This is a genomic window from Bacillus sp. JHAA, from assembly GCF_036961585.1.
In the GTDB taxonomy this organism is placed as follows: Bacteria; Bacillota; Bacilli; order Bacillales; family Bacillaceae; genus Bacillus; species Bacillus velezensis.
The window spans coordinates 431,489-443,644 of sequence record NZ_JBAMDE010000002.1; the positions used below are offsets into that span (position 1 = coordinate 431,489).

At 39.6% G+C, this 12,156-nt stretch carries 16 protein-coding genes and 2 pseudogenes; 11 read left to right on the forward strand and 7 right to left on the reverse strand.

The features are described 5' to 3' along the window. Nucleotides 1-268: 268 nt before the first annotated feature. The gene (locus tag V7728_RS06180) at nt 269-1,486 is read right to left on the reverse strand and encodes a DUF418 domain-containing protein (RefSeq protein ID WP_099566967.1); all 1,218 of its coding nucleotides are present in this window, start codon (nt 1,484-1,486) and stop codon (nt 269-271) included. Nucleotides 1,487-1,752: 266 nt separating this feature from the next. Here V7728_RS06180 and yrkP point away from each other — a divergent pair, with 266 nt between their 5' ends. The 3 genes and pseudogenes from yrkP to psiE all read left to right on the forward strand — a co-directional run bounded on the left by yrkP (nt 1,753) and on the right by psiE (nt 4,195). After that, nucleotides 1,753-2,448, forward strand: coding sequence for a two-component response regulator YrkP (gene yrkP / locus V7728_RS06185; RefSeq protein WP_099566966.1), 696 nt, complete (start codon nt 1,753-1,755; stop codon nt 2,446-2,448). Beyond that, on the forward strand, nt 2,435-3,733 hold the full coding sequence (gene yrkQ / locus V7728_RS06190) for a two-component system sensor histidine kinase YrkQ (RefSeq protein WP_099566965.1): 1,299 nt from the start codon (nt 2,435-2,437) through the stop codon (nt 3,731-3,733). The genes yrkP and yrkQ overlap by 14 nt, the downstream gene beginning before the upstream one ends. A gap of 45 nt (nt 3,734-3,778) precedes the next feature. Beyond that, nucleotides 3,779-4,195: pseudogene (psiE, locus tag V7728_RS06195) on the forward strand (phosphate-starvation-inducible protein PsiE). Between the two features lie 289 nt (nt 4,196-4,484). Here psiE and V7728_RS06200 read toward each other — a convergent pair. The 6 genes and pseudogenes from V7728_RS06200 to V7728_RS06225 all read right to left on the reverse strand — a co-directional run bounded on the left by V7728_RS06200 (nt 4,485) and on the right by V7728_RS06225 (nt 8,416). Then, nucleotides 4,485-5,012 carry a PadR family transcriptional regulator gene (locus V7728_RS06200; RefSeq protein ID WP_099566964.1) on the reverse strand — a complete coding sequence of 176 codons (528 nt, stop codon included), beginning with the start codon at nt 5,010-5,012 and terminating at the stop codon, nt 4,485-4,487. Further along, the gene (locus V7728_RS06205) at nt 5,009-5,851 is read right to left on the reverse strand and encodes a sialate O-acetylesterase (RefSeq protein WP_099566963.1); all 843 of its coding nucleotides are present in this window, start codon (nt 5,849-5,851) and stop codon (nt 5,009-5,011) included. The genes V7728_RS06200 and V7728_RS06205 overlap by 4 nt, the downstream gene beginning before the upstream one ends. A gap of 473 nt (nt 5,852-6,324) precedes the next feature. Next, a pseudogene (locus V7728_RS06210) lies at nt 6,325-6,720 on the reverse strand (sigma-70 family RNA polymerase sigma factor); the annotation flags it as partial. After that, nucleotides 6,720-7,238, reverse strand: coding sequence for an ImmA/IrrE family metallo-endopeptidase (locus V7728_RS06215; RefSeq protein ID WP_099566962.1), 519 nt, complete (start codon nt 7,236-7,238; stop codon nt 6,720-6,722). The pseudogene V7728_RS06210 and the gene V7728_RS06215, both read right to left, overlap by 1 nt. Nucleotides 7,239-7,464: 226 nt before the next feature. Then, complete coding sequence (locus V7728_RS06220; RefSeq protein ID WP_019715123.1) at nt 7,465-7,821, reverse strand: hypothetical protein; 357 nt, start codon at nt 7,819-7,821, stop codon at nt 7,465-7,467. Nucleotides 7,822-8,062: 241 nt separating this feature from the next. Next, the gene (locus tag V7728_RS06225; protein WP_021480133.1) at nt 8,063-8,416 is read right to left on the reverse strand and encodes a helix-turn-helix domain-containing protein; all 354 of its coding nucleotides are present in this window, start codon (nt 8,414-8,416) and stop codon (nt 8,063-8,065) included. A 155-nt stretch (nt 8,417-8,571) separates the two neighbouring features. On the opposite strand from V7728_RS06225, the gene V7728_RS06230 reads away from it, so the two are divergent. The 8 genes from V7728_RS06230 (at nt 8,572) to V7728_RS06265 (ending at nt 12,096) form a co-directional block, all read left to right on the forward strand. Next, complete coding sequence (locus tag V7728_RS06230) at nt 8,572-8,781, forward strand: helix-turn-helix transcriptional regulator (protein ID WP_099566961.1); 210 nt, start codon at nt 8,572-8,574, stop codon at nt 8,779-8,781. A gap of 32 nt (nt 8,782-8,813) precedes the next feature. Then, nucleotides 8,814-8,954, forward strand: a complete 141-nt coding sequence (locus V7728_RS06235) for a hypothetical protein (RefSeq protein ID WP_088679343.1) — start codon at nt 8,814-8,816, stop codon at nt 8,952-8,954. A 73-nt stretch (nt 8,955-9,027) separates the two neighbouring features. Then, nucleotides 9,028-9,597, forward strand: a complete 570-nt coding sequence (locus tag V7728_RS06240; protein ID WP_099566960.1) for a helix-turn-helix domain-containing protein — start codon at nt 9,028-9,030, stop codon at nt 9,595-9,597. Beyond that, nucleotides 9,594-9,851, forward strand: a complete 258-nt coding sequence (locus V7728_RS06245; protein ID WP_029727259.1) for a YqaH family protein — start codon at nt 9,594-9,596, stop codon at nt 9,849-9,851. The genes V7728_RS06240 and V7728_RS06245 overlap by 4 nt, the downstream gene beginning before the upstream one ends. Beyond that, entirely contained in the window at nt 9,848-10,021 is a 174-nt protein-coding gene (locus V7728_RS06250) for a hypothetical protein (RefSeq protein ID WP_142671710.1), read from the forward strand. Before V7728_RS06245 ends, V7728_RS06250 begins: the two co-directional genes overlap by 4 nt. Continuing rightward, nucleotides 9,981-10,175 carry a YqaI family protein gene (locus V7728_RS06255; RefSeq protein ID WP_099566959.1) on the forward strand — a complete coding sequence of 65 codons (195 nt, stop codon included), beginning with the start codon at nt 9,981-9,983 and terminating at the stop codon, nt 10,173-10,175. Before V7728_RS06250 ends, V7728_RS06255 begins: the two co-directional genes overlap by 41 nt. A gap of 104 nt (nt 10,176-10,279) precedes the next feature. After that, a complete protein-coding gene (locus V7728_RS06260; RefSeq protein ID WP_099566958.1) occupies nt 10,280-11,239 on the forward strand; it encodes a YqaJ viral recombinase family nuclease in 960 nt (319 codons plus the stop codon). Between the two features lie 2 nt (nt 11,240-11,241). Continuing rightward, nucleotides 11,242-12,096 (forward strand): recombinase RecT, encoded by an 855-nt coding sequence (locus tag V7728_RS06265; RefSeq protein WP_099566957.1) that lies wholly within the window; start codon nt 11,242-11,244, stop codon nt 12,094-12,096. The last annotated feature ends 60 nt before the right edge of the window (nt 12,097-12,156 follow it).

The window sequence follows — 12,156 nt, forward strand, 5'->3', positions numbered from 1 at the left end:
TCGTATGCGGGATTTGTCATCATTCTCGAATTTTTCCTGCGAAAAGTTACAAAAATAGTCGAATGGGCCGCCTTTGACTATGAACATGCGTAAAAGATTCAATTTACTTTCGATCATGAGCAATGCACATTGAGTAAACTCCGGTGGATTTATTAGCCCAAAGAAGCCTAAATGATATAAAAATAACTAGTATATATATCAAATCTATCCGTTTAATGCCCGCTTCAGTCAACAACAAATTTGAAGTCATGCAATCTGTGCAAAGGGATTATTTCTGTATTGATTTTTCCGAATGCAGCGGAGTTGCTTTAGGACTCCCGTTTACTTTGCCGTACGTCAGCTTGCGCCATACTAATTCCATCGGACCGTACTTAAATCGTTTCAACCACAATGTACTAAAGCTCATAAGCACGAAGTACACGGCCAGACTGAACATGAACGTGCCGGCGGATTGAATATGATCCGCAAGCCCGAATCCGTACCTGAGGAACAGAACTGTTCCAATGATAGAGTGAAGCAGATAACAGGTCAATGACATCCGTCCGACTTTGGTGAATATCATCATAGGGCCTCGCAGCTGAGGAACATACAGAAACAGCATTGCAAAAGTGCTCATATAAAACATACTTCCGGTTAAGCCGCCATTTTGACCCAAGACAGAGGAAATGTCCTTCCACAGCATATTCTCAGAAAAATTAAACATGTCTAGTAATATACTGCTTTGTGTTATTAGAAAAGCGATTGTGCTAATGATCCAGATACGCTTCCATATGAACTTTTTCGCTTCCATGTCTTTGAAAAATTCCATCTTAACAAAGTACACGCCCAGCAGAAACATGAGAAACATGGAATAGATCATGGAGAAAGAGCCAGCAGCCATCGTGACCATATCTGTCCACCGAGTGCTGATGGATTCCATGTAGGTAAGGCTTGTGTGGCTAAACAAAGTAAACTCTGAAAAATTCGGGTTTTTTGACCCTGCAGTATTGATGACATTGTACAACATTGTGAAAACAGGAGTCAGGAATTGAAACACGATAAGTGCGATAATCCATCTAAGCACCGTTTTGGCCGTGCGTTGATAGAAGGCGAGTAACAGGAAGCCGCTTACGGCGTAAAAGGTCAATATGTCACCGACCCAAACAAATGTGATGTGCAAAATGCCAAACCCCAACAGGATAGATAACCTGCGGGCAAACAGCTTGTTGGGACTATCTACCTTCTGCGCGGCTCGATCCATAAAGATCATAAACCCAACTCCGAACAAGAAAGAGAATAATGTAACGAATTTCCCTTCGGCAAACCAGGAAACCAGATTGTGCAGGACGTCATCGGAGGCCATTTCGAATCCCTTTACTGAATCTACGATCAGAAAATAGTTGACAATAATAATGCCAAGCAAGGCAAATCCACGTACGATGTCCAGAAAATGAACCCGTTCCCGCAGACTCACTGGTTGCCCGCGTCCTTCTTTTTGTACAATCATATCAATACTCCTTTCCCATTTACCATTGCAATGTGCAGTGCGGATCTGAAAAACTTGAGCCTTACAATGGATAAATATAAAGACAGAATCTTAACAATTTATGAAGGTTCATCATTTTTTTAAAAATGTGACAAACTTGTGGCGGACATCAGCTTTCATAAACTGTTAAGATTTACGTGGTATCTTATAACGTACGTGTTACTTATGAATGATATATAGTAAGGTCACACGAGAGATAACATCAAGAATCATGAGGTGAAAGAGGCATGACCCATCGAATATTAGTCGTAGAGGATGATCATGATATTGGTGATCTTTTGGAGGAATCCCTTATGCGAGCAGGCTACGAGGTGCTAAGAGCCAAGGATGGAAAGCGAGCATTGCAACTTGTGAATGACTCGCTTGATTTGGTTATTTTGGATATTATGATGCCAGGCATCTCGGGAATCGAAACCTGTCAGCACATTAGGAAAACCTCTAACGTCCCAATTCTGTTTCTGACGGCCAGATCGAGTACACTCGATAAAACTGAGGGATTACTCGCCGGCGGCGATGATTATATGACTAAACCCTTCTCGGAAGAGGAACTTCACGCTAGAGTGATTGCTCAATTACGCAGATATACAATCTATCAGGAAAAGAAGGAACAGGAAGAAACATTTCTTATCGGGGGCAACCTGAGAGTGAGCGAAGAATTTAATGAGGTTTACAAAGAGGAGCAGCAAATCAAGTTGTCAGATCTGGAATATCGTATCTTGAAACTGCTGATGAGCAAACGCAACAAAATATTTTCTGCTCAAAATATATATGAGAGTGTGTGGGGACAGCCTTACTTTTACTGTTCTAACAATACGGTGATGGTGCATATTCGGAAACTGCGCTCCAAAATTGAGGATGATCCGGCACGTCCGGTTTATATAAAAACTGAATGGGGAAGAGGATATCGATTTGGCACATCGTAAATTCACGCTAACCAAAAAACTGGCTTTGCTGATCATGGTTGCTGCGATTGTGAGCGGTGTGTTCTTTCTGACGTTGCAAAAGATTACAGATGATCTGATCGAGGGATATTTGAGTTCGGATGAGTATTATCACAAGGAGTCAGCGAGATACATTCAAAAATTCAGTCAGTACGTTTCAGAAAATGGGTTGTCTACATCGGATAGAAAAGCGTTTGGCGAGTGGGTCAAAAAAGAAAATTACATTAACCTCACCATATTCAAGGATCAGGAGCTGCAATATGATTCCGTTTATTCCGAATCCGATTATGGAAAAGAAAAGCTGACTCAGTATGCTCGAAATCATTCACATCCTGTCAAGTTCAGCGATGGTGAAGGACGAGTCATTATCGACGGTTTCTACTCTTCCCGATATTATGATCTGGCCTTTACATTGGATTTGCTCGGTGCAACCCTCATCTTTTTAATCATTGTTCTCTTGGGCATCCGTCAAAGTCTTCGCTACCTTAAAACGCTTCACCAAGAGATTCATATTCTTGAAGGGGGCCAGCTGGACTACGAGATGACGATAAAAGGGCATGATGAATTAGCGATGATTGCAAAGAGCATTGAGGATCTGCGGAAAGCTTTCTTGGACAAACTTAAAGCTATCGAGGAATTGCAAGCAGAGAGCCGCAGCCTGGTTACCGAAATGTCGCACGATATGCGCACACCGCTGACGTCGCTGATCATGAATCTGGAGTTTGCCAAAAAAGAAGGAGGCGAAGCGGGTACCAGCAAAGATCGTTATGTAGCCAATGCTTATGGTAAAGCACTGCAATTAAAAAACTTGTCTGACAATCTGTTTGCGTATTTCCTGCTGAATAAGGAACATGGGGCCGACCTGGAGACCGTTGCAGTGAAAGAAGTGATCTACGATCTAATATCAGATCAGATTGCTATCCTTCATCAGGAGCATTTCCGGGTCCATATTTCAGGCGAGCTGCCGGAAACCTATATTAACGTGAATTTGGAGGAGCTTGGTCGTGTATTTGATAATGTGATGTCAAACTTATTTAAATACGCAGATCCGGAAGAAGAAATCAGCATCACGTTTGTATCGGATCAAGAAATATTTGAGATTCATGTTAGCAATACGATTAAACTTGCGGATGTAACACCGGAAAGCAACGGACTCGGTGAAAGAAGCATTGCGCGAATGATGTCCCGCATGCAGGGGCAGTTTCACAGTATACAAAAGAATTCCAAGTACTGCATCGTGCTGCGATTTTGGAACAGAAAGATGTAGGCTGCGAATCAAAACGACGAAAATATTGAAATAGGAGACAACAAGATGAGATTTTCCAACAATTTCAAAAAAGCACCTTACCTGTTACAAGCGCTTCTCAATGTCTGCCTGTTCTTCCTGGCCATAGCCTTAAGCGGACTTCTGATCAGCGAGACATGGTACATTGTGCAATTCGTATACAAGTCACTGTTCAACAAAGTGGACAGCTATTATGAGATGCTTGGGGAACTGCTTATATTCTTCATGTAGTTTGAGTTCATTGCTTTGATTATCAAATACTTCAAATCAGACTTTCATTTCCCGCTTCGCTACTTTATTTATATTGGCATCACGGCTGTCATTCGTTTGATTATCATCGATCATGATCAGGCGATCTCAACGTTCTGGTGGGCGATGGCCATTCTTGCAATGATTTGTGCATTCTTTATTGTCAATAGACGAAATTCTGTTGTTGAACATTAATAAATTAGTTCACTTTATACCGATACGCCACTGAAATGTCCTATGACTTACTTGAATACTAAATAGGTGTAAAAAGTGGTTATTCATACGGATTGAAAAAGAAGAACACGCAGCAGACTCACTTGCTCTTGTTGGGGGCAAGTGTTGACAACCCCATTACTGGTTTAATTAAAAGAAGGAGTATAAAACCTGTATCAATGGTGTTACTAGATATCTGCGACACAGGTTTTATATGTAGGTAACTAATATTCTGATATATGTAACATTGCATTTTTTATTATGCAATAGTTCACTCTATTTCTGCTTTCAATTTTTCGAACCACTCTAAATTAACCAAGTGATGTGAACGGGAATTTTCGTTCATACGGCGAAAGTAATTGATTGTGCTGGGAATTTCTTGAGTGATGGACAGGTATTCGTCAAGGAGCTCGATTCGAGTTTTAGTCTGATCGATTTGTGATTGGATCAGATCCAGTAATTTATTTTTGTCGAATTCATCGGCAAAGAGTAACGCCCCATAAAATTGCAGGTTCACATATTCCGATTTGGTGCCGTATTTGATCATTAATTTTTCGAATTCTGCCCTTCCCGAATCTGTGACTTTAAAGTTACGGATTTCACGCCCGCCGGTTGAGGGTTTCTGCTGAATCTGTTCAATCAAACACTTTTCTTCAAGTTGCTGCAGATTGTAATAAAATGAACCTTTCGTGAAGTTAACGATGTACTTGTAATGACGTTTTTCCATTAAGGCCAGAAGTTCATAGCCGTGAGCTCCGGGGTTTTGGATGAGCAAGCCAAGGATAAGTAAGGGAATCATGGTTTCATCACCTTCGCCATCCGCGCCTCAAATTCCGCGTACGTAATTTTACCCGAAGCCAAATCCATACTATGAAGGTAAATCTGTTCTGTTTTAGAATAGTCACCATTCACTTTCAGTGATTGCTCCTCTCCCGAAATGGGTTTCAGGATATGGTGCTTTTTCGAAAGAGCCTCGAAATAGCGGTAACCGAATTTGCGTTGTGAAGCTGCGTCTAAATGAATGCCATCAGGATTCGCAGTCAAACCTGCCGCAGTAACAAAATAACAATTCTGTTGTTCATTAGCAAAACGCAGCAATTGTTCATTAACCTGTCGAAATTCAGTCGCGTGCTGTCCAAAACCAGTCTTCCCAAGAAAGTCACCAAGCCCTCCAATAATCAACGGTACCTCATCAAGTTTCAACTCGTTTCTTAGCGTCCCGATGATAAGAGTTAATTTCTCGTAATAAGTTTCATGCAGCGAACGATAACTGTCACTCTCACCTTGGTGCCAAAGGATTCCGCAAATTTGACTGGATCGGAGGGCGAAGCGGGTTTCGGACAAAGCATGCTGAAAAAGGATGCCTTCCGGATGCCAGTCATTCAATGAACTGCCACCTTCCGCACACGGGATCAAGCCAATTTCTTCATCGGGATGAGCTTTCGACCATGCATCTGCAAAAGATGCGGCCAGGCCAACGCCGGAAACCGGACGGTCGTAATTAATCGGCTCTGTCATCATCTGCCACTGTCCATTGCGCAGCATTTTTATTTTTTCATTATAGATAGGGTCTACTTCATTCAAAAATCCACGGCCCGCCATATTCGACTGCCCCAACATTAAAAAAGACTTTATCATCTAATTTTTCACTTCTTTACATCAATATTTTAGTCTAATTAGACTATAGTCAATTCAGCTTGTCTTGTAAAGTTTCAACTAGGTTTTATTTTTTTATTAGTATGTATGAAAAACAAACTAACATTGAAAATTTGGTGGATGTATTTGAGAATTAGCAAGTTCTTTTGCTTTAGGTCTTGATAAACAATGAAAAAACAACAAAAACCCTGTCATGTAAGGGTTCCTATGAGGTTCAAAATCATTTTTCATAGGAAATACATTCAATGTTGGGGGTGTAGCCCAAATGAAATGGATTGTTAAAAAGGGAGGGCTATGTTGAAGGGGTAAAATATCAATGAAAAATTATTAAAAAGGTTAACGATTGTACCAATTCTATTCATTTGTTATGTTTTATTTTTAAATCCTGAAGTTATACTTGAAGAGCAATGTCCTAAAATGCAGAAAAAGCCGGGATGTCAGATCCGGCTTTTCGCTCACTTTCCCTTCTTCTTCCGCTTCTCCTTCTCCGCCCGATAAAACTCATGGAACATCTTCATCAATGCGCGTTTTTCAATCCGCGACACGTAACTCCTTGAAATGCCGAGCTCCTTTGCGATCTCGCGCTGCGTTTTTTCTTTTTTTAAATCAAGCCCGAAGCGGCCGACGATGACTTCTTTTTCGCGGTCGTCTAAAATATCGATATATTTTTTGACCTTTTCAAGTTCCATGTTCAGCTGAATAGTGTCGATCACATCTTCGCTTTCCGACTTGAGGACATCGATCAGGCTTATTTCATTCCCTTCTTTATCCTGGCCGATCGGATCATGAAGGGAGACGTCTTTTTTCGTTTTTTTCAATGCGCGCAGATGCATTAAAATCTCATTATTAATTACAAAAGGGGGGTGCACAGATTTCCCGTAACTGTTTGATTAAATAAATGTTGAGTCAGTTTTCTGTAATAAATGCTCAAACGCTTCTTGGCGAACGAAGGGGATACTTTAAATAGCCATGCCACATTTTCAATTGCATGTGATTGTATGTACGAAAGATTAATATTACGCAACATGAAAGTTGGAATGCAAAAGTGGTATGTAAAATAAGTGGACTGCCACTCTAAATAATCTGTCCAAGTTGCAGGCATTGTTTTTTTATCACCTTCATGTCTATATATATGGCAAAATTCATGAGCGAAATCATACCATTGTTCAGTTCGGCTCTTTCGGCTATCCAAGCATATATTATGAATTCCACTGTGTTTAAGTGCGAAGCTTGTAACAGGTTTAAATGAAAGCCTGATATCTAAAGCCTCGGCAATCCGTTCAAAATTAATTTGTTCAGGCTCTGTAATATCAATCTTCCTGTATAAGTTTTCAATCCAATCCTCTAAATGACTGTTTGTATACCTCAAGATGAAAAACCTCCTTAAAGACGACAATCTAAAAATTGGATTCATTAAATATTATAGGGAAACCAAGACTATTTTCATAGGAAAATGCGTCTAGGTGAGGGGGTATCCTGTTGCATGGATACTTGCAAATGATGGTTTGTTTCTAGGGGGTTATCTAAAAAAAGTTCATTTAAAGTAATTGCAATATACAAAAGAACCGCCAGTCGCTGTTCTTTTGTATTCAGATTCAAACCGATTTAAGAGCAGATTTTTCTTTTCTTACAAATACCATGATCCCGGGGATAATCATAAGTATAGCTGGTATTAAATAGAACCAATCAATACATATAAGTCCTCCCCCTGAGACAAATAGTAGAACACTGCTCAACTTTGGCTTAAATAAGACAACAATTGAAGCTGTAAACCCAATACATGAAAGGATCAAAGATACCCATGCCTCAACAAGAAGGTCGCTTGTCATTTCAAAGTATCTAATTAAATGAAAAAATAAATCAAGATAGGCGATAACTAAAGCAAAAATAGATGCTACAACACCCAATAGGCTCCCTGTCAAACTTAAAAAAAACTCAATGGTTCTCTTCACAATAAACGCTCCTTATGTAATCAGGCCACTTCATTTTTATATATGAAAATGTAAAAGAAACATAAATGAAAATATAAATGAGAAAAACAACAAAAACCCTTGCCATGTAAGGGTTTGTATGGGATTCAAAAGTCAATTTATAAATGAGGGTATGATTGAGATATGAATGAGAATCTAAATCTTATTAGTAAACAGAATTAAACATAATAAACAGAAATAAATAATAATAAACTAACTGCGTTTATTTATCTGATTTCCGTCTTTCCTTTAATTGCTCCGTTATAATCTCTAAAGCAGCCTGTAAGATCTCATCTGTTACTTCACCGTCTTTTGCTGCAAGGAACGTTTCAGGATCGTTTAACACTTTTTTTGCATCGTCAGTGATTATATTGGATGATTTATCTTTTCCTCTTAAAAGGTAGTCTGTAGATACATCAAAAAAGTCGGCTATTTTGATTAATGTTTCGTAATCAGGTTCGCGAGTGCCTTGTTCATAATTAGCAAGTTTTCCTCTTGAAAAGCCTAATCTGTCTGCGAGTTCATATTGGCTTAGACCTTTTTCTTTTCTTAAAGCTGCTATCCTTTTACCTAACATATACACTCACTCCTTGTTATTAATTATAACTTGGAAACTAAGCGTTTCTACATTTGGAAACAAAAAGTTTCTAAAAACACTTGACGGACACGTTTTGTTTCCTGTATATTATAAATTGTGGAAGGAAACAAAACGTTTCTAAGGGGGTGTTATAAGTGGAAAGGGAAGTTTTGTTTTCCTTACGTGGAAACACGTCAAGAACAGTTGTTGCTAATGACTTAAACATAACTCCACAGATGCTAGGGGCAATTGAAAGAGGGGATAGAACTCCCTCCTTAAGTCTGGCCAAAAAGATTGCAGACTATTATGGAACAACTGTAGATGAAATTTTTTTTGTTCAAAGTAGACACAAAATGTGTCCTTGATATGAGACAAGTACAGATAAGGGGGCTTAATTATGAAAGTCATCTTGAAAAAAGGACCACTGTTTGAACAGGCAGAGGCCAAAGCTTACAAATACCTCAGAGGTATACTTGTTCAGCGTATGAATGAGCACCAAGAGAAGCTTGCGCAACAAAATAAAAAGGAATCAGCCTAAGTCATGTATAAACAGCATTGTCTATTAACTTTAATTTTAAAACTGAAATTCCAATATATCAGGAGGCAAACATATGGAGAACAACCCATACAACATGCGGAATTTACCGCAGATTATGCGTAGTGCCCGAAAGGCTGCAGGTCTTTCCCAATACCAAATCGGCAAGTTAATCGGAGATAAGGATCAACGGTATGTTTCAGATGTTGAAAATGGACTTGCCAAACTCACTCCAGAATTATGTATTAAATGGTTTGAGAAATGCGATGCCTATGAACATATCGATCTTGTACATTACTTATTTAAACTCCATCCAACAGCGGCTGCTCCGATTGATCCGGCACTTAATGAATGTGCAAGTAATGCGGTGATTAATATGGTTCACCAATTGGAGGAAGCATTACAAGCTACCAAACATTTAGCCCGTTGGCTTACAGATAATCGACCAGGTAAAACAGAGGAGCTGCCGATGGCTGATATTAAACAGATTTTTGATTTGATTGCGGCTAATAAAACATTGATTTATTCACTTGTTCGTACCCACGGTTTGAAAATGCAGGAGCTAGCCGATAGATGGACGAGGAAAGCTCTAGTTGATCAAGTTGCTATGGCAAAACAAGAAGGAAGGCAGGCGGTTTCAATATGAATACTAACCATTTCTTGAAATCAGATGTTCCTATTGCAAAAAGAAAAATTGAATCAGCAGAAGAGCTATCAATCATGCTGTCAGAGGCACTGCGTGATGGTGATTATGAAGAAGCTATTAGTCTTGCTGGAAGTATCAAGGTTCTTACTGAGGATATCAGCCGACTGGCAAACAAAGGACAGCTTTATGAAACAGCATTGAAAATGCAACAGCGAGGCATCAACTTAACAGTAGTGAGCAGGTGTATAGGATGATGGTTCATTTTGTTCATAAGCCGGCAACTGCTCTGGAAATTCGTAAATGGTGTGCGATGATTCGTAACAATAATGAATTCCATCTGTTATGGGATAGACGTGCAGACAAATTCAGAAAGGAGAATATGAATGGTCGAAAATCCAATGGTTATAAACAACTGGCACGATAAGCTGACTGAAACAGATATGCAAATAGATTTTTACGGTGATGAAGTAACACCAGTTGATGATTATGTAATAGATGGTGACGAAATCATTCTGAGAGAGAACTTGGAAAGATATCTTAAGGAGCAACTTGGATTTGAATTTAAAAATGCGCAATAAAAAAGCCCACTCGGACAAAGTGGACTTCTTTAAAGGCTATCTAAAAAACTCATGTGCAAATATTTTATCATATAGCCTCAATAAAAACAATGGGGGTTAGTGGTATGACAAGCAAAAGGGCTGAGGTTCTTGCTAAGACTTCTGAAATGAGCCGCGATGAATGGCTTATTGAAAGGAGAAAAGGAATTGGCGGCTCAGATGCATCCATTATCTTGGGGCTGAACAAGTGGAAGACACCTTTCGAATTATGGTTAGACAAGACAGGACAGGTCTCTGTAAGTGAATCGCAAAGTGAAGCTGCTTACTTTGGATCATTGCTTGAAGACATTGTTGCAAAAGAATTTGAGATACGTAGTGGCAAGAAGGTTAGACGTAAAAAAGCAATACTCAGACATCCGGAACATGATTTCATTTTGGCTAATGTAGATCGGATGATTGTTGGTGAAAAAGCGATTCTTGAATGTAAAACAACATCAGCCTACAACTTAAAGGAATGGGAAGACTTAGAAATCCCCGAGAGCTATATCGTTCAGGTTCAGCATTATCTTGGTGTACTTGGACCTGAATATCAGAAAGCTTACTTTGCTGTGCTGATCGGCGGGAATAAATTTGTCTGGAAAGAGATTGAGAGAGACGACGAGTTAATTGACATGATCTTTGAGGCAGAGATTGAGTTCTGGAATGACAGGGTCTTAGGCGGACGAGCTCCAACTTTAGATGGTTCAAGTGCTGCGGAGGAATACCTCAAAAAACGATATGCCGAATCGGAAAATAACAAAGCTATTGATTTAACTGGGGCTAATCGAGAACGTATTCAACAATACTTGCTTCTTAAAGAACAGATCTCAGAGCTTCAAAGTCAGGCAAAAGAATTAGAAAATCAGATCAAACATGAAATGAAGGATGCAGAGTATGGGTTTATTGGAAACTATCAAGCTTGTTGGAAGCCAGTTGTCTCAAATCGAGTTGACACGAAAAAGCTGAAAGAGCAGTTTCCGGATATTTACGAAAAGGTCAAAAAGGAAACTCATTTCAGACGTTTTGGAATCAAGGAGGTTAGCTGATTATGGCTACTAATCAATCAATTAAGAACAACATCCAAAAGAAACAAAAAAGCGCACCTATGCAATCTCAAGGAGCAACCATGAAAGGCTTACTTTCCTCACCATCCGTTATTAAGCGATTCGAGGAAGTGTTAGGGAAGAGGGCTACACAGTTTACTGCCTCTATCTTAAGCCTTTATAACAGCGAACAAATGTTACAGAAAACAGATCCTATGAGCGTTATTTCATCTGCAATGGTTGCAGCTACACTCGACCTCCCTATAGATAAAAACTTAGGGTATGCCTGGATTGTTCCTTATGGAGGAAAGGCTCAATTCCAGCTTGGATACAAAGGATATATACAGCTTGCCTTGCGAACAGGCCAATATAAGTCCATCAATTGCATACCGATTCATGAAGGCGAATTGCAGAAGTGGAATCCGCTGACTGAGGAGGTCGAGATTGATTTTGAAAAACGAGAATCAGATGCGGTAATTGGTTATGCAGCTTATTTTGAGTTGATAAATGGTTTCAGAAAAACAGTGTACTGGACAAAGGCACAAGTAGAAAAGCACAAAAAGAAATTCAGTAAGTCTGATTTTGGATGGAAAAATGACTGGGATGCGATGGCTCTTAAGACTGTATTAAAAGCAGTTTTGAGCAAGTGGGGGATTCTCTCTGTTGAAATGCAAAAAGCCGTTATTGAGGAAGATGAAATCAGGGAACGGATTGACATTACCAATGAAGCGGATAGTTCAGAAATTATCGATTCCGAGCCTTCAAACAAAGAAAAAACAGAAAAAACAATCGCGCAAGAAGTCGATCCTTTTGACGGTAAGCCTGTAGATATAAAAGACGATGAACTTCCGTTTGATTGAGGTCGGCATCTGTGACATAGCTGCACTCTGTGAAAAGGAAGTAGGTGAGTGACTTGGACA